Origin of the sequence: Streptomyces sp. NPDC016845 (assembly GCF_044332585.1) — a bacterium.
In the GTDB taxonomy this organism is placed as follows: domain Bacteria; phylum Actinomycetota; class Actinomycetes; order Streptomycetales; family Streptomycetaceae; genus Streptomyces.
In genome coordinates this window covers 547578-570537 of the sequence record NZ_JBIRPI010000001.1, presented here as the reverse complement: position 1 = coordinate 570537, position 22960 = coordinate 547578, and the positions used below count along the sequence as shown (strand labels likewise).

At 73.2% G+C, this 22960-nt stretch carries 20 protein-coding genes; 4 read left to right on the top strand and 16 right to left on the bottom strand.

Features of this window, described 5'->3' with window-relative positions:
• Positions 1-3 precede the first annotated feature (3 nt).
• Positions 4-1203: a PucR family transcriptional regulator gene (locus ACH4RC_RS02445; protein WP_398194079.1), complete on the top strand. Its 1200-nt coding sequence runs from the start codon at positions 4-6 to the stop codon at positions 1201-1203.
• A gap of 557 nt (positions 1204-1760) precedes the next feature.
• Here ACH4RC_RS02445 and ACH4RC_RS02440 read toward each other — a convergent pair.
• A complete protein-coding gene (locus tag ACH4RC_RS02440) occupies positions 1761-2912 on the bottom strand; it encodes a glycerate kinase (RefSeq protein WP_398194076.1) in 1152 nt (383 codons plus the stop codon).
• Positions 2913-3061: 149 nt separating this feature from the next.
• On the opposite strand from ACH4RC_RS02440, the gene ACH4RC_RS02435 reads away from it, so the two are divergent.
• From ACH4RC_RS02435 to ACH4RC_RS02425, 3 genes are all read left to right on the top strand, one after another.
• Complete coding sequence (locus tag ACH4RC_RS02435) at positions 3062-4150, top strand: ADP-ribosylglycohydrolase family protein (RefSeq protein ID WP_398194073.1); 1089 nt, start codon at positions 3062-3064, stop codon at positions 4148-4150.
• A 193-nt stretch (positions 4151-4343) separates the two neighbouring features.
• Positions 4344-5291 carry a nucleoside hydrolase gene (locus tag ACH4RC_RS02430; protein WP_398194070.1) on the top strand — a complete coding sequence of 316 codons (948 nt, stop codon included), beginning with the start codon at positions 4344-4346 and terminating at the stop codon, positions 5289-5291.
• Positions 5288-6730 (top strand): MFS transporter, encoded by a 1443-nt coding sequence (locus ACH4RC_RS02425; protein WP_398194068.1) that lies wholly within the window; start codon positions 5288-5290, stop codon positions 6728-6730. The genes ACH4RC_RS02430 and ACH4RC_RS02425 overlap by 4 nt, the downstream gene beginning before the upstream one ends.
• 30 nt (positions 6731-6760) lie before the next feature.
• Here the strand turns inward: ACH4RC_RS02425 and ACH4RC_RS02420 are convergent, their stop codons facing one another.
• The 15 genes from ACH4RC_RS02420 to ACH4RC_RS02350 form a co-directional block, all read right to left on the bottom strand.
• Entirely contained in the window at positions 6761-7249 is a 489-nt protein-coding gene (locus ACH4RC_RS02420; protein ID WP_398194065.1) for a methylated-DNA--[protein]-cysteine S-methyltransferase, read from the bottom strand.
• An 18-nt stretch (positions 7250-7267) separates the two neighbouring features.
• Positions 7268-8743: an AlkA N-terminal domain-containing protein gene (locus tag ACH4RC_RS02415; protein WP_398195662.1), complete on the bottom strand. Its 1476-nt coding sequence runs from the start codon at positions 8741-8743 to the stop codon at positions 7268-7270.
• Between the two features lie 308 nt (positions 8744-9051).
• A complete protein-coding gene (locus tag ACH4RC_RS02410) occupies positions 9052-9567 on the bottom strand; it encodes an O-acetyl-ADP-ribose deacetylase (protein WP_398194062.1) in 516 nt (171 codons plus the stop codon).
• On the bottom strand, positions 9564-10982 hold the full coding sequence (locus ACH4RC_RS02405; RefSeq protein WP_398194059.1) for a phytoene desaturase family protein: 1419 nt from the start codon (positions 10980-10982) through the stop codon (positions 9564-9566). Before ACH4RC_RS02405 ends, ACH4RC_RS02410 begins: the two co-directional genes overlap by 4 nt.
• A gap of 114 nt (positions 10983-11096) precedes the next feature.
• Positions 11097-11960, bottom strand: a complete 864-nt coding sequence (locus tag ACH4RC_RS02400) for an inositol monophosphatase family protein (protein ID WP_398194057.1) — start codon at positions 11958-11960, stop codon at positions 11097-11099.
• A gap of 108 nt (positions 11961-12068) precedes the next feature.
• A complete protein-coding gene (locus ACH4RC_RS02395; protein ID WP_398194055.1) occupies positions 12069-13919 on the bottom strand; it encodes a gamma-glutamyltransferase family protein in 1851 nt (616 codons plus the stop codon).
• Positions 13920-13927: 8 nt separating this feature from the next.
• Positions 13928-14962 (bottom strand): ABC transporter ATP-binding protein, encoded by a 1035-nt coding sequence (locus ACH4RC_RS02390; protein ID WP_398194053.1) that lies wholly within the window; start codon positions 14960-14962, stop codon positions 13928-13930.
• Complete coding sequence (locus ACH4RC_RS02385; RefSeq protein ID WP_398194050.1) at positions 14959-15963, bottom strand: ABC transporter ATP-binding protein; 1005 nt, start codon at positions 15961-15963, stop codon at positions 14959-14961. Before ACH4RC_RS02385 ends, ACH4RC_RS02390 begins: the two co-directional genes overlap by 4 nt.
• Positions 15960-16829: an ABC transporter permease gene (locus ACH4RC_RS02380; protein WP_398195660.1), complete on the bottom strand. Its 870-nt coding sequence runs from the start codon at positions 16827-16829 to the stop codon at positions 15960-15962. The genes ACH4RC_RS02385 and ACH4RC_RS02380 overlap by 4 nt, the downstream gene beginning before the upstream one ends.
• An 11-nt stretch (positions 16830-16840) precedes the next feature.
• Positions 16841-17794: an ABC transporter permease gene (locus ACH4RC_RS02375; protein WP_398195658.1), complete on the bottom strand. Its 954-nt coding sequence runs from the start codon at positions 17792-17794 to the stop codon at positions 16841-16843.
• Positions 17795-17865: 71 nt separating this feature from the next.
• Entirely contained in the window at positions 17866-19434 is a 1569-nt protein-coding gene (locus tag ACH4RC_RS02370; RefSeq protein WP_398195656.1) for an ABC transporter substrate-binding protein, read from the bottom strand.
• Between the two features lie 311 nt (positions 19435-19745).
• Complete coding sequence (locus tag ACH4RC_RS02365; RefSeq protein WP_398194048.1) at positions 19746-20147, bottom strand: cold-shock protein; 402 nt, start codon at positions 20145-20147, stop codon at positions 19746-19748.
• A gap of 75 nt (positions 20148-20222) precedes the next feature.
• On the bottom strand, positions 20223-20906 hold the full coding sequence (locus ACH4RC_RS02360; protein ID WP_398194045.1) for a DUF4232 domain-containing protein: 684 nt from the start codon (positions 20904-20906) through the stop codon (positions 20223-20225).
• Positions 20903-21640 carry a response regulator gene (locus ACH4RC_RS02355; protein ID WP_398194043.1) on the bottom strand — a complete coding sequence of 246 codons (738 nt, stop codon included), beginning with the start codon at positions 21638-21640 and terminating at the stop codon, positions 20903-20905. Before ACH4RC_RS02355 ends, ACH4RC_RS02360 begins: the two co-directional genes overlap by 4 nt.
• Positions 21637-22854 (bottom strand): sensor histidine kinase, encoded by a 1218-nt coding sequence (locus ACH4RC_RS02350; protein ID WP_398194040.1) that lies wholly within the window; start codon positions 22852-22854, stop codon positions 21637-21639. The genes ACH4RC_RS02355 and ACH4RC_RS02350 overlap by 4 nt, the downstream gene beginning before the upstream one ends.
• Positions 22855-22960: the final 106 nt, after the last annotated feature.

The following is a 22960-nucleotide window of genomic DNA, read 5'->3' as shown; positions in this document are numbered from 1 at the left end:
GCGATGGGCGGGCGCAGGCATCGCACCGGGCAGGACTGGAAGCTCCTGAAGGAGGCGTGCACAACGCTGCTCGAACGGGTGCCCGAACTGGTCGACGAGCATCTGCGGCAGCTGTCCGCGTTCTCCGACGTGTACGCGCGCGTGCTGCCGTACGACGTCCAGTGGCGGGAGGCGGAGGAGGCGATGCGGATCGGCATCGAGACGATCTCCGCGCCGCGCGACTCACCGCGCCGTGATCTGGCGTACGCGGAGGAGGCGGGGCGGCGGCGGGCGGGCCAGGGGCTGCCCCTGGACCTGCTGGTGCACGCGTACCGCAACGCGGGTTACCTGGTCTGGGACGCCCTGATGGAGAGCGCGGGCCGCGAACCCGACCGGCTCTCCGCCCTCATGCGGTCCGCGACGATGGTGTGGGCGGCGGTCGACGCGCAGGCCGAGGCGGCGTCCGAGGCGTACCGGGCGACGGAGCTCGAGCTGCGGCGGCGGACCGATGAGCAGATGCAGGCCCTGCTCGACGCGTTGCTGGGGGGGCGCCCCGCGCCGGGGCTCGCCGCGCGGGCTGCGGCCGGGCTCGACCTGCCCGAGCACGGTCCGTACGCGGTCGTCGTGCTCCGGGTCGAGCGGCGGGACGGGCGGGAGGCGTTCCACCGGCGGATCCAGGACCCGGGGTTCCGGTTCGTCTGGCGGATGCGGGCGGATTGTGAGCTGGGGGTGGTCGCGCTCGGCGCGGGCCGTGAGCTGGAGGAGTTGGCGGCGCTGCTCGACGGGCGGTGCCCGGGGCCTGGCGGGCTGAGCCCCGTCGTCACGGGGCTTGCCGAGCTGGGGCACGCGCGGCGCCTCGCGGAGCTTGCGTTGCGGACATGTCCTCCGGAGACGGCGGGCGTGGTACGCCTCGACCAGCGCATGCCTACGGCGCTCGTGGTGAGCCAGCCGGACCTCGCGCAGCGGCTCGTCGCCGGGGTCTTCGGTGAGCTGCTCTCCCTCGAACCCGCCGACCGGGCTGTGCTCCTGGAGACGCTGGATGCGTGGCTGGCCTGCGAAGGTTCCGCCGGGCGGGCGGCCGGGCGGTTGTACTGTCACCGGAACACCGTGTTCAACCGGCTTCGTCGGCTCGAGCAGTTGACCTCGCGGTCGTTGTCGCGGCCGAGGGATCTGATGGAGATGACATTGGCGCTGGACGCGTATCGGTTGTCGCACTCGCCGTAGGGGGTCGGGGGTGGGATGGGGGCGGGGGTGGGGGTGGCTGGTCGCGCCGTTCCCCGCGCCCCTGAAATGTGCGTGCGCGGCTGCCGCGCCGTCGTGGTTGCTCGCGCCGTTCCCCGCGCCCCCGAGACGCGCACTTCGTGCGACGTCCTCCCCGCAGGCGGCCGCGACGCCGTCGTGGTTGCTCGCGCCGTTCCCCGCGCCCCTGAGACGCGCACTTCGTGCGCTGTCTCCGGGAGTCGTCTTGTGGCGCGGCATCGGCGTGCGCCGCCTCGTTGGAGCGCGGCGGCGGAGGAGGCGCGGCGTAGCCGCAGGCCTTCAGGGGCGCGGGGAACTGCGCGAGCAACCACGGCGAGAGCCGCGCCCGAGAACGGACGGGGAATGCCGCACGCAGTGCGCATTCCAGGGGCGCGGGGAACTGCGCGACCAGCCCCCGCGGCGCCGCATCCGACCCCCCGCCCCCGCTACCGCTCCCGGCCAGGGCATCGCATGGCGTGCGTGTCCCAGGGGCGCGGGGAGCCGCGCGGGGTCCGTGGGCGACGGCGCCGGGCGGCGGTCGATCAGTTCAGGAAATCGGCCGCGATGCGCTCAGCCAGATCCTCCAGGATGGGCCCCGCCTCGGCGATGCAGCGGGACACGTCGGGCTCCAGTTCCGTGAGAGCGTAGGCCCGCCGGATGCCGGCCCGGCCGAGCGCGGCCGGGTCGAGGGCCAGGCGGCCGCAGACCGCGACGACCTCGATGCCGGCCGCGCGCGCCGCGGCCGCCACACCCGCCGGCGCCTTGCCGTGCAGGGTCTGCTCGTCCAACGACCCTTCGCCGGTGATGACCAGCGTGGCCCCTTCGAGCGCCGGCGCGAATCCGAGGACGTCGAGCATGACCTCGATCCCGGCCCGGAAACTCGCCCCGAGACCGACGAGCGCCCCGTACCCGATCCCCCCGGCGGCCCCCGCCCCGGGCGACTGCGCGTACTCGAGCGCCCTCGGCCCGGCACACTCCCCGAGCACCTTCGCGAAGTGCCCGAGCGCCGCGTCGAGTTCGGCCACGTCCTCGGGCGTGGCGCCCTTCTGGGGACCGTAGACCGCGGGCGCGCCCTTGGGCCCGGTGAGCGGGTTGTCGACGTCGCTGGCGAGGACGACGGACACCGCGGAAAGGCGCGGGTCGAGCCCCGACAGGTCGGCGGAGGCCAGCGAGGCCAGGGCCCCGCCACCCGGCCCGACCTGCGCGCCCGACGCGTCCAGGAAACGGGCGCCGAGCGCGGCCAGCATCCCCGCGCCGCCGTCGGTCGTGGCGCTGCCGCCGACGCCGAGGACGATGGACGTGGCCCCCGCGTCGAGCGCGGCGGCGATGACCTCCCCGGAGCCGTACGTCGTGGCGGTCAGGGGAGCGAAGACGCCCTCGGGCAGCAGCTGGAGGCCCGACGCCTCCGCCACCTCCACCACGGCCGTGCCGTCGCGCAGCGCGTACGCCGCCGTCACCGGTTCACCGAGCGGCCCGGTCACCCGGACCTCGCGGCGCTCGAACCCCGCGGCGACCGCCGCCGCGACCGTGCCGTCCCCGCCGTCCGCGACGGGCACGGACGCGATCTCGACGTCCGGCGCGACCCGGCGAAGCCCCGCGCCCACCCGCTCGGCTACCTGCACCGCGGTGAGCGACCCCTTGAACTTGTCCGCAGCGATCAACACGCGTCGCGCGGCCTGTGCAGCGTCCGCCACCTTGCTCCCCTTGCTGTTTCGGGCCTTGCTCGCGTCAAGGCAGTCGCGCCGCTGCGACCTTAACCGCAGGAGGTGCCCGCTGCCCAGGGGTGCCCGCGGGCTGACCAGGGGTACTGGCAGGCGGGGTGGGAAGCGAGTAGACCGGGTTCATGACGCCGACGGCCCCTCCCGCCCGCCCCACGCTCACCGAGAACTTCCTCGCCGACCGTGTCCTCGGCGGCTGGCTGGGCCGCGTCGCCGGAAACATGCTCGGCAAGCCGGTCGAGCAGGGCGACGTGTGGACGCGGGCGCGCATCGACCGCTATCTGCGGGAGGCGGAGGCGCTGCCGCTGACCGACTACCTCCCCCAGCCGCCGTCGGAGGAGATCGCGTCGGCGCTGCGCCCGGGGTGGCAGCGGTGCGTCCGGGGGCGGGTCCACGGCAGCTGCCGGGACGACGACGTGGACTACGCGATCCTCAACCTGCATCTGCTCGAGACGTTCGGCTCCGCGTTCAGCACGGAGCAGGTGGGCGAAATGTGGCTGCTGCGCCTTCCGTACCTGCAGACGTTCACGGCGGAGCGCGCCGCGTACCGCAATCTCGCGAACGGGTTGAAGCCGCCGCTGACGGCCACGTACGACAACCCCTACCAGGAGTGGATCGGCGCGCTGATCCGCGCGGACGTCTACGGCTGGACGTCGCCCGGGGATCCGCGCCGGGCCGCGTACCTGGCCCGGCGCGACGCGGCGCTCTCGCACACCGGGAACGGTGTGTACGGCGCGATGTGGGCGGCGGCGCTGGTGGCCGCCGCGTTCACGGCACCGTCCGCGCGGGCCGCGCTCGACGCGGCGCTGACCACGATCCCGGCGAGCAGCCGCCTGGCCCGTGTCGTGCGCCGGACGACGTCGCTCCATGACGCGCGCCTGGGCTGGGAGGAGACGCTCGCCACGGTCGAGCGGGAGACGGCGGGGCTCGGCTGGATCCACACGGTCCCGAACGCCGCCGTGATCACCGCCGCCCTGCTGTACGGCGGCGGTGACTTCACCCACACCCTCGCCCTGACGGTGCGCGGCGGTCTCGACACCGACTCCAACGGGGCGACGGCCGGTTCCGTCGCCGGTGTGCTGTGCGGGGCCGCGGCCATCCCCGAGCAGTGGACGGCGCCGCTGGAGGACCGGGTCCGCAGCGCGGTCTTCGGCTTCGACGGGGTGCGCGTCAGCGAACTGGCCGCGCGGACGGTGGAACTGATCCAAACCTGATCCAGACCAGACCAGCGGGCCAGGCCAGACCTGACCCACGCCTAGGATCACTGAGGAAGGCTCGCCTCCGCTTCCTTGGAGGTCCGTACGAAGCAGACCACCGCAAGTTGGTCATCTACGCGCGTTGACAGCATGGCCTGTGGCAGGTGAGCTATCCGTGGACAGTTTTTTCGGAGCAAAGGGGCTCATTCCGTTGGCCAGGAAGATCATTCTCGACTGCGACCCGGGGCACGACGACGCGATCGCCATGCTCCTCGCGCACGGCAACCCCGACATCGACCTGGTCGCCGTGACGACCGTCGTCGGGAACCAGACCCTGGAGAAGGTGACCCGCAACGCGCTCTCGGTGGCCGCCATCGCCGGGATCACGGGCGTGCCCTTCGCGGCGGGCTGCGCGCGGCCGCTGGTGCGCGAGATCGAGACCGCCGCCGAGATCCACGGCGACACCGGCATGGACGGGCCCGAGCTGGCCGAGGCCACCACCGAGCTGGACGACCGGCACGCCGTCGACCTCATCATCGACACCGTCATGGCGCACGAGCCGGGCGAGATCACCATCGTGCCGACCGCCGGCCTGACGAACATCGCGCTCGCCGTGCGCAAGGAGCCCCGCATCGCGGAGCGTGTGCGCGAGGTCGTGCTGATGGGCGGCGGTTTCCACGAGGGCAACTGGAGCCCGGTCGCCGAGTTCAACATCGTCATCGACCCCGAGGCCGCCCACATCGTCTTCAACGAGAAGTGGCCGGTCACGATGGTCGGCCTCGACCTCACCCACCAGGCGCTCGCCACCCCCGAGGTGGAGAAGAAGATCGCGGCCGTCGGCACCAAACCCGCCGCGTTCGTCCTGGACCTCCTGGAGTTCTTCCGCGAGGCCTACCGCGAGAACCAGGGCTTCGAACACCCGCCCGTGCACGACCCGTGCGCCGTCGCGTACGTGATCGACCCGGCTGTCATGACCGTACGCAAGGCGCCCGTCGACATCGAGCTGCGCGGCACGCTCACCCTCGGCATGACCGTCACCGACCTGCGCGCCCCCGCGCCCGACGACTGCCACACCCAGGTCGCCGTCGACCTCGACCACGAGCGGTTCTGGAACCTCGTCGTGGACGCCCTCGTCCGTATCGGAGACCCGGCGGCATGAGCGTCGACGCCACCCCCCACACCCCGGCCGGCGGCCCCCGTACGGGCCGCCCCGCCCGGGTCGGCGCCCTGATGGCCGCACTGCTCGCGGCCAGTTTCGCCTTTCAGCTCAACGCGTCGATGCTCAGCCCCGCGCTGTCCACGATGGCCGACGAACTGCACACCACCGCCTCGGCCGTCGGCGTCACGCAGACGGCCTTCTTCACGGCCGCCGCGCTGTTCTCGCTCTTCCTGCCGCGCCTCGGCGACCTGATCGGCCGCCGCAAGGTGCTCACCGGGATGATGGTCCTGATGGCCGTCGGCTGCGTGATCTCCGCGCTCGCGACCTCCGTCGGCACGCTCGCCGTCGGCCGCGTCATCCAGGGCGCGTCAGGACCGACCATCCCGCTCGCGCTGATCATGCTGCGCGTCGAGGTGCCCGACCCGAAGCGGTACGGGACCCTGCTCGGCCTGGTCACGGCGGTGAACGGCGGTATCGCGGGCGTCGACTCGTTCGCGGGCGGCTCCCTCGCGGAGCACCACGGTTACGCGTCGATCTTCTGGGTCATGACCGCCTTCGCGGCGCTCGCCGCCCTCCTCGTCCGCTTCCTCGCGTCCGAGTCGCGCGCGCAGGAGCGGCCGCCCATGGACTGGCCCGGCGTCGCGCTCCTGGTCGTCTCCGTCGGTGCCCTGCTGATCGCCTTCAACGAGGCGGGCAAGCTGGCCGACGCGAACTGGCCGCTCGCCATCGGGCTCCTCGTCCTGGCCGTGCTCGCGTTCTGGGCGTTCTGGCGCCTCGAGACCCGCGCCCGGACCCCGCTGGTCGCCACGCACCTGCTGAAGCGGCGCGGTACCTGGTCCCTGCTCCTGTCGACCATGCTGACCATGACCGGCGTCTTCGCCATCATGAACGGGCTGCTCCCGGGCTTCGCCCAGGACGCCGGGGTCGGTCTCGGCCTCGGTGCCGAGGGCGCGACCTGGTGGACGCTGACGCCGTACGCGCTCGCGGGCCTCGCGATGGGCCCGCTGGCCGGACGGCTCGCGGCGAGCTTCGGTTACGGCCGCATCCTGCGCATCGGCCTGATCTCGACGGCCGTCGCGACGGTGCTCGCCCTGCTGACGCTGCAGACCGACTCCTCGGGCCTGCTGCTCGCCTCGTCGATCCTGCTCGGCGCGACCTACGCGGGCACGGTCAACATCATGCTCAACGGCCTCGGCATCCTCCTCTCCCCCGAGGAGAACCCGGGCTTCCTGCCGGGCCTGAACGCCGGCTGCTTCAACCTGGGCGCGGGCCTCAGCTTCGTCATCCTGTACGCGGTGATGGACGCGGTCGCCCCCGCCGACGGGACGTCCGTCGGCGGGTACAGCGCCGGTGTCGTGGCCGGGCTCGTGCTGATCGTGGCGGCCCTGTTCACGTCGCTGCTGATCCCGAAGCCGGTCGACGCGGAGGCCAAGCCCTAGCGGAGGCCAAACCCTAGCGGAGGCCAGGCCCTAGAAGAGGGCCGTGCCGCGCTCGAAGTCGAGCAGGCGGCGCTTGCGCTCCAGGCCGCCGCCGTACCCAGTCAGGCCGCCGCTCGCGCCGATCACCCGGTGACAGGGGACGATGACGCCGACGGGGTTCTTGCCGTTGGCGAGGCCCACGGCGCGGGAGGCGGCCGAGTTGCCGAGGGCGGCGGCCAGCTCCCCGTACGTACGGGTCTCGCCGTACGGGATCTTCCGGAGCCGCTCCCAGACGGAGCGCTGAAACGGCGTGCCGTGCAGGTGCAGCGGCACATCGAAGGCGACAAGCTCCCCGGCGAAGTACGCGTTCAGCTGGTCGATGACGGCCCCGAAGGGGCGTTCGTCGCGCGCGCCGAACGTCTCCTCGGCGGGGCGGTGGCGCTGATCGGTCATGTAGAGACCGGAGAGGGTGCCGTCGGTGGCGACGAGGGTGAGCGGCCCGTAGGCGCTGTCGATGACGGTGTGCTGTCTGTGTTCCATGGCCGTAGGTTCCATTCGCTAGCTGGGCTGACCGGGGAGGAAGTTGATCGGGTGGCTGTCGGTCGCCCACAGGTACTGGACGGCGTACGCGCGCCACGGGCGCCAGGCCGCCGCCCGCGCGGTGAGCGCCGCCGGGGTGTGCGCAATCCCCAGCTCCCGTGCGGCGCGCCGCATCCCGAGGTCCGTGGGGAGGAAGGCGTCCGGGTCGCCGAGGGCGCGCATGGCGATGGCCTCGATGGTCCAGGGCCCGAAACCGGGCAGCTCGGCGAGGCGGGCGCGGGCCTCGTCCCAGTCGGACTCGGGACCCAACGTCAGCTCCCCGTCGGCGAGTCGGCGTACGAGTGTGGTGAGCGTGGTCCGGCGCGTACGCGGCAGAGCAAGGGTCTCCGGGTCGAGCGAGGCCAGGGCCTCCGGTGACGGGAAGAGGTGCGTGAGGCCGCCCTCGGGGTCGTCGACCGGTTCGCCGTGCGCCCGGACAAGGCGGGCCGCGTGGGTGCGGGCGGCGGCGGTGGAGACCTGCTGTCCGAGCACGGCCCTGACCGCGAACTCGGCCTCGTCGACCGTGCGCGGGACCCGGCGGCCCGGCGCCTTGTCGACGAGCGGCGCGAGCAGCGGGTCGGCGCGCAGCCGCTCGTCCACGGCGACCGGGTCGGCGTCGAGGTCGAGCATCCGGCGGCAGCGGCTGATGGCGACGGTCAGATCGCGCTGGTCGGTGAGGACGAGCCGGCACCCGATGTGCTCGGCGCCCGGCGTCAGGGCCACGATGCCGTGCCCGTACGGGAGCCGCAGCGTGCGCCGGTACGCCCCGTCCCGCCACTCCTCGACCCCGGGCACGGCGGTCGCCGCGAGGTGGCCGAAGAGGTTGTCGGGGTTGAGGGGCGTGCGGAACGGCAGCCGAAGCGTGATCGCGCCGGGCGCGCTCGGCAGGCCCTGGGGCGCGCGGGTGCGCAGCTCGCTCGGGGAGAGGGCGAAGACCTCGCGGACGGTGTCGTTGAAGGTGCGGATCGAGGCGAACCCGGCGGCGAACGCGATGTCCGCCATCGGCAGCCCGGTGGTCTCGATGAGGAGCCGCGCGGTCTGGGCGCGCTGGGCACGGGCGAGCGCGAGCGGCCCGGCGCCCAGCTCGGCGAGGAGCTGCCGCTCGATCTGCCGGGCGCTGTACCCGAGGCGGCCTGCCAGGCCGGGTACACCCTCCCGGTCCACGGTCCCGTCGGCGATCAGCCGCATGGCACGGGCGGTGAGGTCGGCCCGCTGGTTCCACTCCGGTGAGCCGGGGCTGGTGTCGGGCCGGCACCGCTTGCAGGCCCGGAATCCGGCCTGCTGGCAGGCGGCGGCGCTCGGGTAGAACCGCATGTTGCGCGGCTTGGGCGGCACGACCGGACAGCCGGGCCTGCAGTAGATGCGGGTGGTCACGACGGCGGTGAAGAACACCCCGTCGAACCGGGTGTCCTTGGCCTGCACGGCCCGGACACACCGCTCGGTGTCGGTGTGCATGGCGGCGGTGCCGGGCGCGTGCGCGGCGTTCTCGACGGTGGGCATGGATCCAGCATCGGGCATGGTGAGCGACGTGGCTGGCGAGAATACGACATGGTCCTCGCACCACGGCGTGCGGCACCTGCCGGGGGAAGACGGCGCACGAGGTGCGCATCCCAAGGACACGGCACTGTGCCCATCAACGGCTCCACCACGAAGCGCGAGCAGTCACGACGAAGCCCGCATCCGGACACCGGCGTGCTGAGGGCGCCGATTCAGGTGCTCCCCGAGGGGCTCACCGGCCGCAGTGGTTCGACCCAGGGGACGGCTCAGTCCAGGTACGCGGCGAAAGCCACTCGCCCCCGTTCGTCGAACACCACGAACCGCACCTCCTCGACCCCCGCCCGGACCGCGCCCCGTACCGTCTCCACCGCGATCCGCGCCCCGTCGTCAAGGGGCCAGCCATAGATCCCCGTGGAGATCGCGGGGAACGCGACCGTACGGGCGTCGAGTTCGGCGGCGATCCTCAGGGACTCCCGGTAGCAGGAGGCGAGCAGCTCCGAGCGGTCCTCGGCCGGGGACCAGCGGGGGCCGACGGTGTGGATGACGTGGCGGGCCGGGAGGCGTCCGGCCGTGGTCGCGACGGCCTGGCCGGTCGCCAGGCCCTTGCCGTAGTGGGAGGCGCGCAGGGCGCGGCACGCGGCGAGGATCTCGGGGCCGCCGCGCCGGTGGATGGCGCCGTCGACTCCCCCGCCGCCGAGGAGGGAGGAGTTCGCCGCGTTCACCACGGCGTCCACGTCCTGCTCGGTGATGTCGCCCTGGATGAGGGTCAGTCGCGTAGTCATGTCGCTCGCAGTCGCCGCCAGACGGCCTTGGCCGCGTTGTGTCCGGACATGCCGTGCACCCCCGGGCCCGGCGGGGTCGCCGAGGAGCAGAGGAAGACGGCCGGGTGCGGGGTCGTGTACGGGGAGAGGGACAGTCTGGGCCGGAGCAGGAGCTGGAGCCCGCCGACGGAGCCGCAGGAGATGTCGCCGCCCACGTAGTTGGCGTTGCGCACGGCGAGTTCGGGCGGGCCCGCGGTGGCGCGGGCGAGGATCAGGTCCCTGAACCCCGGGGCGAAACGCTCCAGTTGGCGTTCGACGGCGTCGGTGAGGTCGCCGTCCCAGCCGTTCGGCACGTGGCCGTAGGCCCAGAACGTGTGCTTGCCCTCGGGCGCGCGCGAGGCGTCGACGACGCTCGGCTGCACGGTGATGAGGAACGGCGCCTCGGGGGCCCGGCCCTCGACCGACGCGGCGCGCAGCGCCTTGTCGATGTCGCCCTGGTACGGGCCGACCTGCACCGTGCCCGCCTTCCTGGCCTCCGGCGCGGTCCACGGCACGGGCCCGTCGAGCGCGTAGTCGAGCTTGAAGACGCTCGCCCCGTACCGGAACCGGTCGTAGTAGCGGCCGAGCCCCGCGATCCGCGCGAGGGCGGTCGGCGAGGTGTCGAAGACGTAGGCGCGGGCGGGCGGCAGGTCGTCGAGGCGCTTGACCGTGTAGTCGGTGTGGATCACGCCGCCGAGGTCCTTCAGGTACGCGGCGAGCGCGTCGGAGAGGGACTGGGTACCGCCCCGGACCAGCGGCCACCCGCGCGCGTGGGCGGCGAGCGCGAAGACGAGCCCTATCGCCGAGGTCGCGAAGCCGCCGAGCGGGGCGATGGTGTGGGCGACGAGCCCGGAGAACAGGGCGCCGGCCCGCTCGTCGCGGAAGCGGCGCATCAGCCAGGTGGCGGGCGGCAGTCCGCGCAGGCCGAAGCGGGCGAGAGCGAGCGGGTCCCGGGGCAGCGCGCTGAGCGGCAGGGACATGAAGTCCCGCACCAGGGCGTCCCAGTGCGGCAGGAGCGGTTCGACCAGACGGCGGTACGCGCCCGCGTCGCGCGCCCCGAACGAGGCGGCGGTCTCGGCGACGGAGCGGGCGAGGACGGCGGCCGTGCCGTCCGGGAACGGATGGGCCATGGGCAGTTCGGGGTGGGCCCAGTCGAGCCCGTACCGCTCCAGCGGCATCGCCCTGAACGCCGGGGAGTTGACGCCCAGCGGGTGCGCCGCCGAGCAGGGGTCGTGGCGGAAGCCGGGCAGCGTGAGTTCCTCGGTGCGGGCGCCGCCGCCGACGGTGGACTCCGCCTCGAAGAGGGCCACGGAGAAGCCCCGCCTGGCCAGTTCGACCGCGGCGGTCAGACCGTTGGGCCCCGCACCGACCACGACGGCATCGAGCATCGACGGCACCTTCGGACTCCTTCGTCAGCCGACGGCCACTGCCCGCACAGGATATGCCGGACCACCGGGATCGCCGGGCGCGGGTACCGCCCGGCGATCACCGGCCGACGGGCGGGGCCGAGGTCAGACGCCGTCCGCGAGGAGCCCGGCGACCCGGCGCGCCGTGGCCGCGTCCCGCGCCGCCGTGAACGGCAGCGCGTTCCCCCCGGTGATCACAAACGGGCGGCCGTCGCGGGTGAGGTGCGCGCCGCCCGTCTCCTCGACGAGGAGCAGTCCGGCGGCGTGGTCCCAGGCCAGCTCCCAGCCGAAGGCGACCGCTTCGAGGTCGCCGCGGGCTATCGCCAGGTACTCCAGGCCCGCCGAGCCGCACGGGCGCGGCGCGACGCCCTCGGTACGCAGGCCGAGCAGGGAGCGCTTCTGGGCGTCGGTGGTGAAGTCGGGGTGCGAGGTGGCGACGCGCAGGTCACGGCCCGGCGCGGGGGCGCCCGCGGGCAGGAGCCGGCCGTTGAGCCGCGCGCCCCGGCCGCGGACCGCGACGGCGAACTCGCCGAGCGCGGGCGCGTACGTCCACGACGCGAGGACCACGCCGTCGAGGGCGAGCGCGACGAGCGTGCAGAAACCGGGGTCGCCGTGGACGAACTGGCGGGTTCCGTCGACCGGGTCGACGATCCAGACCGGGGCCGCGCCCCGGATCGCGCCGTACGTCGCCGGGTCGGCGGCGACCGCCTCCTCGCCCACCACGACGGAGCCGGGGAGCAGAGCGGGCAGCTCGCGCGTCAGGTACTCCTCGGCGCGCTTGTCGGCGACGGTCACCAGGTCGTGCGGGGCGCTCTTCTGCTGGATCTCGTGGGCGGCGAGCTGCCGGAAGCGGGGCGTGATCTCGGCGGCGGCCGCGGCGCGGACGATCCGCTCCACGTCGCTCACCAGCTGGTCATCGATAGTGCGGGTCAGAAAGTCGTCGATGCTTTCTGTGGCTGTTTCGATCATGTCCCCATGAGAACACGCCCCACTGACAACGCGTACTGATCAGATGAACTGTGGGTGGAATCACCATGAAATCGGAGATCCCGCCCACAGTGCACGTGCGCGTACGGCTCAGCGGCCGACCGCGTACCCCTGCATCCCCCGCGGGTTCGCCGCCGCGGACAGCACACCTGTGCGCGGGTCGCGGGCGACGGCGCACAGCCGCCCCTCGGACCAGGCGTCCCCGACGGTCACGTCATGGCCGCGGCGGCGCAGCTCAGCGACGACCTCCTCCGCCATCCGCGACTCGACGGTGACCGACCCCGGTCGCATGCCGCGCGGGAAGAAGGAGCCGGGGAAGGAGTCGTTGTGCCAGTTCGGGGCGTCGATGGCGCCCTGGAGGTCGAGGCCGCCGCGGACCTCGGGGCGCAGGGCCACCGCCAGGAAGAAGTGCAGCTGCCACTGGTCCTGCTGGTCGCCGCCGGGCGTGCCGAACGCCATCACCGGAACGCCGTCCTTCAGGGCGAGCGAGGGGGTGAGGGTGGTGCGCGGGCGGCGGCCCGGGGTGAGCGAGTTCGGCAGCCCCTCCTCCAGCCACGCCATCTGCAGGCGCGTACCGAGCGGGAAGCCCAGCTCGGGCACGACCGGGTTGGACTGGAGCCAGCCGCCGGACGGGGTCGCGGCGACCATGTTGCCCCAGCGGTCGACGATGTCGAGGTGGCAGGTGTCGCCGCGGGTCAGCCCGTCGCTGTCGACGTCGGGCTCGCCGGGCACCGGGGACGTGGGGCGCTTGGCGACGGTGGGCTCACCGGCGCCCGCGACCCCCATGGCGTCGAAACCGGGCTCACCGGCGGCGACGGCGGTCGCGTGCGCGCTGAGCCGCGGCTCAGCGCCGGGAGAGCCGAGCGGGCGCCCGGGGCGCAGCTCGTACGACGCCTTCTGCGGGTCTATCAGAGCCCGGCGCCCGGCGTTGTACTCCTCGGACAGGAGCGCGTCCACGGGGACGTCACGCGCGTCGCCGTACCAGGCCTCGCGGTCGGCCATGGCGAGCTTGCAGCCCTCGACGAGCAGGTGGACGTAGTCGGCGGAGCCGTGGGCGGGCAGCTCGGGCGGGAGCAGGGCGAGCTGCTGGAGGAAGGCGGGGCCCTGGCTCCAGCCGCCCGCCTTGCAGAGCGTCCAGCCGTTCCAGTCGTACGTCGCCGGGGCCTCGTAGGTCGCTTCCCAGGCGGCGAGGTCGGCGCGGGTGAGGGTGCCGGTGTGGTGCTCGCCGCTGGTGTCCTTGGTGGGGCGCCCGGCCTGGCGGACGAGCGCCTCGGCGATGAAGCCCTCGCGCCAGATGCGCCGCGCCGCCTCGATCTGCGCGACGCGGTCGGCGCCCGCCTCCTCCGCCTCCGCCGTGAGCCGCTTCCAGGTGGCGGCGAGCCGCGGGTTGCGGAACAACTCGCCAGGAGCGGGCGCCTTGCCGTCGGCCAGGTAGATCTCGGCCGAGGACGGCCACTCGGTCTCGAACAGCTCGCGGACGGTCTCGACGGTCTCGCCGACGCGCTCCACGGGCGCGTGGCCGTCCTCCGCGTAGCCGATGGCGTACTTCAGGACGTCGGCGAGGGACTTCGTGCCGTGGTCCTTGAGGAGGAGCATCCAGGCGTCGAAGGCACCGGGAACGGCGGCGGCGAGGGGCCCTGTGCCGGGTACGAGGTCGAGGCCGAGGGACTTGTAGTGGGCGACGGTGGCCCCGGCGGGCGCTCCGCCCTGGCCGCACAGGACGCGTACCTCGCCGCCGGCCGGGGCGAGGATGATCGGCACCTCGCCCGCGGGCCCGTTCAGGTGCGGCTCGACGACGTGCAGGACGAAGCCGGCGGCGACGGCGGCGTCGTAGGCGTTGCCGCCGTCCTCCAGGACCGCCATCGCGGACTGGGAGGCGAGGTAGTGCGTGGAGGACACCATGCCGAAGGTGCCCTGGAGGGTCGGCCGGGTGGTGAACAAGAAGGCTCCTAGCGGGTGGCGGTGCGGTTGTCCGGGATCGTACGAGAGGTCTTGGAGCGAGCTGTGGCGGCATCGGGGGCCATGCCGTCATCGGCGACAAGGTGGCAGGAGACCTCGCGGCCGCCCTCCAGGGCGCGCAGCGGCGGCACCTCCGTGCGGCAGCGGTCCACGGCGAGCGGGCAGCGCGTGTGGAAGCGGCAGCCGGGCGGGGGCGCGAGCGGGCTGGGCAGTTCGCCGCTGAGGACGATGCGCTCGCGGGTGCGCTGGGTGACCGGGTCGGGGACGGGCGCGGCGGAGAGCAGGGCCTGCGTGTACGGGTGCTTGGGGTCCGCGAACAGCTCCTTGGTGGGGGCCTGCTCGACGATCTGCCCGAGGTACATGACGGCGATCCGGTCCGCGAGGTACTCGACGGCGGCCAGGTCGTGCGTGATGAACAGGCAGCCGAAGCCGCGGTCGCGCTGGAGGTCGGCGAGCAGGTTCAGGACGCTGGCCTGCACCGAGACGTCGAGGGCGGACGTCGGCTCGTCCGCGACCAGGAGGTCCGGGTCGACGGAGAGCGCGCGGGCGATGGAGATGCGCTGGCGCTGGCCGCCGGAGAGCTCGTGCGGATGCCGGTCGGCGTGCTCGGGGCGCAGCCCTACTTGGGCGAGAAGCCCGGCCACGCGCGCGTGGGCGGCCTCCTTCTTCGCGATGCCGTGCAGGCGCAGCGGCTCGGCGATGATCTGGCCGACGGTCATGCGCGGGTCGAGCGAGGACGACGGGTCCTGGAAGACGAGGTGGAAGTTCTTGCGCAGGGGGCGCAGGGCGCGGCGCGACAGGGTCGTCACGTCGGTGCCGTTGATGCGGACGGTGCCGCCGGTGGGCTCGTCGAGGCGGACGGCGCACCGGCCTACGGTCGACTTGCCGCTGCCGGACTCGCCGACGAGCCCGACGACCTCGCCGCGCCCGACGGTCAGGGTGACGCCGTCGGCGGCGCGCACGGTGCCGCCGGAGCCCGCGAAGTGCCGCTCCAGGCCGATGAGTTCGAGTGCCGGGGTGCTCATGAGGCGGCCTCCTGGAGGGTGTGCGGGTGCCAGCAGGCGGCGCGGTGCGCGGCGCCCGCCCCGGCGTCGGCGGCGACGGCCTTGAAGCCGGGCCGTGACGCGGTGCAGGTGTCGTCGGCGCGGGCGCAGCGCGGCGCGAACGTGCAGGCGTCGGGTTGCTCGTCCAGGCTCGGCACCAGGCCGGGGATCTCCGGGAGCCGTTCCTTGGCGGTGCCGGGGCGCAGCACGGCGGAGAGCAGGCCGCGCGTGTACGGGTGCCGGGGCGCCTGGAACAGCTCGTCCACCGGCGCCTGTTCCACGGGGCGGCCCGCGTACATGACGAGGACCCGGTCGGCGATGTCGGCGACGACGCCGAGGTCGTGCGTGATGAGGACGATCGCGGTGCCGAGGCGGTCGCGCAGCGACTGGAGGACCTCGAGGATGCCCGCCTGGACGGTCACGTCGAGCGCGGTGGTGGGTTCGTCGGCGATGAGCACGGACGGGTCGCAGGCGACCGCGATGGCGATCATGACGCGCTGGCGCATACCGCCGGAGAGCTGGTGCGGGTACTCGTCGACGCGCTGGGCGGGCGCCGGGATGCCGACGAGGCCGAGGAGTTCGACGGCACGCGCGCGTGCCTCCTTCTTCGACAGCCCCTGATGGCGGCGGAGTACTTCCCCTATCTGCCGCCCGATGGTGAGCACCGGGTTCAGGCTGGTCATCGGCTCCTGGAAGATCATCGCGATGTCCTTGCCGCGGATCCGCCCGTACGCCTTGTCGTCGGCGCCCGCCAGCTCCCGCTCCCCGAGCCGGACGGATCCGGTGATGTGCGCGGTGGGCGGAAGGAGCCCCATGACGGCCATGGACGTGACGGACTTGCCGCAGCCGGACTCGCCGACCACCGCGAGCACCTCGCCCGCGCGCAGGTCGTAGGAGAGGTGGTCGACGGCGTGGACGGTACGGGTGTCGGAGCGGAAGGAGACCGACAGGTCGCGCACGCTCAGTACGGGGTCGGGGCTCATCGGGTGGCTCCACGGGGGTCGAGGACGTCGCGCAGGCCGTCGCCGAGCAGGTTGAACGCCAGGGTCGCGGCGACCACGGCGAGGCCGGGGAAGACGGCCATCCAGGGCGCGGGTGCGAGGAAGGACTGGGCGGAGGAGAGCATCACGCCGAGTGAGGGCTCGGGCGGCTGCACGCCGAGGCCGAGGAAGCTGAGCAGCGCCTCGCCGAGGATCGCGGCGGGGATGCCGACGGTGGCCTGCACGGTGAGCGCGGAGGTCGCGTTCGGCAGGATGTGGCGGAGGAGGACGGTCCCGTCACCGCCTCCGTTGGCGACGGCGGCGGCCACGTAGTCGACGTGCTTGAGGCGGAGCGTCTCGGCGCGGGTGATACGTATGACGGCCGGGATCTGCGAGATGCCGATGGCGATGGTCGCGTTGGTGAGGGACGGGCCGAGGACCGCGGCGAGGCCGACGGCCAGAACCAGGAACGGGAAGGCGAGCATCGTGTCGGTGACGCGGGAGACGACGCTGTCGGTGAACCGCCCGTAGAAGCCCGCGAGCAGTCCGAGCGGTACGCCGATGACGAAGGCGAACACGACCGCGACCACGCCGACCTGCATGGAGGCGCGGGCCCCGTGGAGGACCCGGGAGAGCTGGTCGCGGCCGAGGTCGTCGGTGCCGAGCCAGTGGCTCCAGCTCGGCGCGGCGAGGACGTCGTCGAAGTCGGGCCGCGCGGGATCGTAGGGCGCGATGAGCGGCGCGAGCAGGGCCGCCAGTACGAAGACGGCGGCGATGACGGCGCCGGTCATGGCCAGTTTGTTCCTGCGCAGGGCGCGCAGCTTGGGACTTCTCGCGCCCTTGAGCACCTGGGTGCGGATGCCTGTCAGAGCCAGTGCGGTCACCGGGCACCTCCGAGCCGGATGCGCGGGTCGATGACCGAGTACGCCACGTCGACCAGCAGGTTGATGAAGATGTACGCGGCGGAGGTGCACAGCACCACGCCTTGCAGGGTCGCGTAGTCACGCGTGAAGACGGCGTCGATGGTCAGCTTGCCGAAGCCGGGGAGCACGAAGATCTGCTCGGTGACGACGGCGCCCGAGATCAGGTGGCCGAGCTGGAGCCCGAGCACGGTGACGACGGTGACCAGGGAGTTCCTGAGCGCGTGGCCGCCGATGACCGCGCGGCGCGGCAGCCCCTTGGCGCGGGCCGTGCGCACGTAGTCGGCGGAGAGCGAGTCGAGCATCGCGGCGCGGGTCTGGCGCATGACGACGGCGGCGAGCCCCGAGCCGAGGACGATCGCGGGGAGCACCATGCGGCGCAGGTTGTCGAGCGGGTCGGCGCCGAAGGGCACGAATCCGGACGCCGCGAAGACGGGCAGGGCGATCGCGAAGGCCAGGACGAGGACGATGCCCAGCCAGAAGGTGGGGATCGACAGGCCGAGCAGGGCGAGCACGTTGGCGATCCACTCGGCCGGCCTGCCGCGCCTGACGGCCGCGACGATCCCGGCGCCGATGCCGAGCACGATCGCCAACAGCAGTGAAAGGGCGGCGAGTTCGAGCGTGACGGGCAGCGCCTGGCCGATGGCGTCGGCGACCGGGAGGCCGGTGCGCGAGGAGGTGCCGAGGTCGCCCTGGAGGGCGTGGCCGATGAACCGCGCGTACTGGATCACGATGTTGTCGTCGAGGCCGTACTCCGAGCGGATCGCGGCCAGCGCCTCCGGGCTGCGCTCCTCACCGGCGAGGGCGAGCGCCGGGTCGCCCGGCAGGGCGCGGATCCCCGCGAAGACGACGATGGAGACGAGGAAGAGGGTGATGACGGACTGGCGCAGCCGGGTCAGGACGTACTTGGCCATGGGGTGCCCGGTGAGCGACTTGACTTCGGGCGCGCGTAGCTGAGCCTTCACAGCCGTGGTCTCGGCGGTCGTCACTTGGCGTACCCCGCATTCTTCACGCGCACGAGGCCGTCGCCGTAGACGCGTACGCCCGCGACGTCCTTCCCGGCGACGACGTAGTTCTTCTGGCGGTAGAGGTAGATCAGGGCGTGGGCGTCGTTGACGCGGCGGGTCAACTCGTCGTAGATCTCGGCGCGTTCGTCCGGGTCGGCCTCGGTGCGGCCGCGTTCGACGAGTGCGTCGATCTTCTTGTCCGAGAGCCCGTAGGCGTTCATGGCGCCGCGGGTCCGCAGGAAGCTGGCGACGTTGCCGTCCGGGTCGAGCCGTCCAGACCAGCCGCTGTTGAAGGCCGTGTAGTGCCCGTCGTCGGTCTCCTCGAGCATGGTGGCGTATTCGGTGGGGCGCAGCGTGACGGCGAAACCGGCGTCCTTGGCCATGGCCTGGATGACCTGGCCGATACGGCTCCACTCGGGCGTGGTGGAGATCTTCAGCTCGACGGGCACAGGGGTGTGGACGCCGGCCTGCTTCAGCAGCCGCTTCGCGGCCGGGACGTCGCGTCCGGGGCACTCGGACGGCTTGCGGCCGGGGGCGAGCGCGGACTGCGGCGATATGGGGCCGCAGGCAGGCTCGTACATGCCCTGGAAGACGACCTTGTTGATGAGGTCGCGGTCGATGGCCAGCTCGAACGCCTCACGGACGCGGACGTCGCGGGCCATCGGGGTGTCGACGCGGCCGGGTTCCTCGCCGAGCCCGGCGACATTGCCGACGTTGATGCCGATGCCCTGGTAGCCGAGCGAGGGCGAGTTGAAGAGCTGGAGCTTCTTGTCGGTGAGGGCGCTCTTCACGTCGACCGGGGCCATCTGGTCGCCGACCTGGAGGTCGCCGGAGCGCAGGTTGGCGAGGCGGACGCTGCCGTCCGGGATCGGCTTGTAGATCACCTTGTCGAGGTGGACGGCGTCCGCGTCGTAGTAGCGGGCGTCCTTGGTGAGGACGATGCGGTCGCCGCCGACGCGCTCGGCGTACTTGAACGGGCCGACGCACGAGGGGTGGTTGGTGAAGTCCTTGCCGTACTTCTTCAGCGCGGCCGGGGACATCACCATGCCGGCACGGTCGGCGAGCACCGCGGTGAGCGGCACGTACGCCTGTTTGAGGGTCAGGCGGACGCTGTACGGGCCGGTGGCCTCGGCGCGCTTCAGCGGGGTCAGTTCGGTGGCGCGGGCCGATCCCGCGAGGTCGCGGTGGCGCAGCAGGGAGGTGACGACGGCGGCCGCGTCGAGCTTCGTGCCGTCGCTGAAGCGGGCGTCCTCGCGGACGTCGAAGGAGACGGTGCGGCCGTCGGCGGAGATCTTCGGCAGGGCGGTCGCGAGCTGCGGCACGACCTTGCCCCGCGCGTCGACGTCGTAGAGCTTCTCGCACATCCCGGCGAAGACGGTGCGGCCGACGAGGGTCTGGGCGAGCGTCGGGTCCAGCTTGTCGGGGTCGGCGTTGAGGGCGACGGTCAGGGTGTCGCCGTCGCGGACGGGACGGTCGTCGGTCAGCCGCTCGCCGCCGACCTCGGTGGCCGAGGACTGCAAGGAGCCGCAGCCCGCCGTCGTGGACATCACCAGGGTGACTGCAACTGCCGCGAGGGCACCAGATGTTCGGCGCACGAGGGCACCCTCCCGAGCCTGTGGGCGATCAAGGAATACCGCAGAACGTATTTCGCATACAGTCCGCAGGACAAGAGGGTTGTCCGGATGCCGGACCGGATTCGATGAAGTTTGGATAACTGGACGAGGCAAAGACCTGACATAGGGGATGAAGCCCGCCCACAACGAGCGCCCACAACGACCGCTCACAACGAGCGGGGCCCGGACCGAGTACGTCGACTCGGTCCGGGCCCCGGGTGGATCAGGTGCGCTGCTTCACATGCTCAGCTGTCCACCCAGCCGTGCTTGCGCCCGCTCTGCACCAGTTCGCGGCGGACCGCCAGGATCTGCTCGCCGGTCAGCGAGGGCGCGACGCGCAGCAGCAGCTCGGTGACCTCGTTGGTGAACTCGTCGACGCGCAGCACGTCGCACAGCACGTCGTCGCCGTCGACCGCGGCCCGTCCGGCCGTCGGCGCCGGGGTGCCCTCGGCGAGCTGCACCGACGACGCCTTCGGGCCGCGGTCGCCCTCCTCGATGTCGAACTCGACCTTCAGACCTGTGCGCAGGTACGACTCGGGGATGAGGAGGTCGTTCACATGAAGAAAGACGTCCTCACCGCCGTCGTCCGGCGCGATGAACCCATATCCGCGCGCTCCGTCGAAGCGCACCACACGACCAGCGACCACGCCGACCCCCAACCACCACGGCGGACCCAGTGTCCGCCTTCCTCTGCAACGTGTGCGGATCCTAGCCGCCCGCTCTCACCTCTTGCGCCAGGCGGTCGTGCCGAGCCGGCCCGTGCTGCCCAGATCGAGCCCACCGTCCGGGGTGACGGTCGTGGTGCCGCGGCCGAGAGCGGGGTCGACGACGACGCGCTCGACCGTGACCGGCGCGTGCGTCGTGTCGTCGTAGGTGTTGCGCCACACCCAGGACGTGGACGCGGCCTCGCCGGGGCGCACGGTGATGTGGCGGGGGCCGTCGTCGCGGATGCCGGTGGTGACCGCGTCGGCGCCTTCGAGGACCTGGACGCGCTCGACGGGCGCCCCGTCCTCGTCGAGGAGGGTCAGCCGCGGATAGCCGTACAGGTCGAAGGTGGCCTTGCCGCAGTTGGTGAGGGTGACCGCGAGGACGCGCAGGCCCATGGCGGATTCGGCGTCCCCCGCGGTGATGCGCATGCCGGAGTCGGGGCAGGGGCCGGAGGCGGCGGGCGCGGAAGCGGACGCGGCGCCCGGACGGCCGGCTCCCCGCACGTCGACGCTTCCGTAGGGCGCCGGGGTGACGGTCTCCAGTGAGTCCGCGTGGACACGGTAGCCGTCCACGCGGGCGCCGCTGTCCGCCGCCGCCGCGGGCCCGTCCGGCGCCTGCGTTCCGCATGCCGCGACGAACAGCGCCGTCGCCATGAGCCCCACGGCGCGCCCGAGCGACGCCTTCCCCTTGATCGTCATGGCGTGATCCTACGTACCTCCGCGCGCGCGGCGTCCGGGGTGCGGGCGGCGACGAGGCCCGACTCGTAGGCGAAGACGACGAGTTGTGCCCGGTCGCGGGCGCCCAGCTTGGTCATCGCGCGGCTGATGTGGGTCTTCGCGGTGAACGGGCTGATGACCATGTGCGCGGCGATCTCCTCGTTGCTGAGGCCGCGCGCGGCCAGCGCGGTGACCTCCCGTTCGCGCGGGGTGAGGCACTCCAGGCCCGGCGCGGTCGTACGGTCCGGCGGGCGGGCCACGAAGGCGCCGATGAGGCGGCGCGTGACGGACGGCGAGAGCAGCGCGTCGCCGCGCGCCACGACCGCGATCCCGGTGAGCAGGTCCTCCGGCTCGCTGTCCTTGAGCAGGAACCCGGACGCGCCCGCGCGCAGCGCCTCGAAGACGTACTCGTCCAGGCCGTAGTTGGTGAGCATGACGACGCGGACGTGCGCGAGCGCGGAGTCCCCGGCGATCCGCCGGGTCGCCTCGATGCCGCTGACTCCGGGCATCTGCACGTCCATGAGCACGACGTCGGGCACACGCTCCCGGACGAGCCGCACCCCCTCGTCCCCACCCGCCGCCTCCCCCACGACCTCGATCCCGTCCTCGGCGTCGAGCAACGCGCGGAACCCGGCCCGCATGAGCGCCTGGTCGTCGACGAGGACTACGCGGACGACGCTGACGACGCTGACGACGCGGACGGTGGAGGGGGTCATGGGGCGGCCGTCTCACGCACCGGGACCCGCGCGGCCGGGTCCGGCGGCTTCTCGCCGAACGGCAGCCGCGCCCGTACCTCGAACCCGCCCTCCTCCCGCGGCCCCGCGACCAACGTGCCGCCCGCCTCGGCGACCCGCTCCCGCATCCCGGTGAGCCCCGTCCCCTCGGCCACCGGCCGGGACGCGGACGCCGTACCGGTATCGGTCACGAGCACCGTCAACTCGCCCTCCTCGTACGCCAGTAGTACGCCGGCCCGCGCGCCGCGCCCGGCGTGCCGTGCCACGTTCGTCAGTGCCTCCTGCACGATCCGGTACGCCGCTCGGTGCAGTGCGGCGGGCAGCTCGCGCTCCGGCCCTGTGACGGTGTAGTCGACGGGGACGCCTGCCGCGCGGGCGCGTTCGACCAGGGTCGCGGGGTCGCCGGCGGGCTCGTCCGTGCGCAGCACGTCCAGCGTGGCGCGCAGTTCGCGCATCGCCTCGCCGCTCGCCTCCTGGATGGCGAGGAGCGCGGGCGGTATCTCCTCGCCGCGCTTGCGTGCGAGGTGGACGGCGACCCCGGCCTGGAGCTTGACGATGGAGATGCTGTGGGTGAGGGAGTCGTGCAGCTCGCGCGCGATGCGCAGCCGTTCCTCGCCGGCGCGGCGCAGCGCCGCCTCCTCGCGGGTCCGCTCGGCCTCCAGGGCGCGCTGTTCGGTCTGGTGGAGATAGGCCTGCCAGTTCTTGTCGGCGAGCCCGGTCACGACGGCGCACAGGAACCAGCCCGCGAGCAGCATCCCGCGCGTGGTGGCGCCGTCGGCGGCAAGCGCGTCCTGGGTGATGTACACGGCCAGGAAACCACCGGCGACAGCGGCGCCGAGTCCCCGGTGCCCGGCCCGGGACGCCGTGTGCACCGCCACGACGACCGGCAGCGCCGCGAGGGTGCCGGGGTGCGCGTGCACGACGTAGGCCGTGGTCAGGGCCGTCGAGGTGAGCAGCACGGCGCGGGGCGCACGGCGGTGTCCCGCCAGTACCAGCGCCGACGCCACCATCAGGACATAGTCGATCGCCGCTGCGCGCCCGTCGTCGGCGAGCGTCGCGCCGAGCACGACGACCGCGGCGACCACGACGGCGAGCAGCGCGTCACCGAGGTACGCGCGCGGGCCGGGCGGCGCCGCCGACGCACCGGCCCGCCGGCCCGTCACCGCTCCCTCGCTCCCGCCCGCACCCACGTCCATGACCTCGCCCACCCCCACGCCCGCTCCGGCCGGTTCCCCCGTATGCCCGGCACACTAGACCGCCCCACCGACATCGGCGTCCGCCCCGGGTACGGCACCGGGCGCC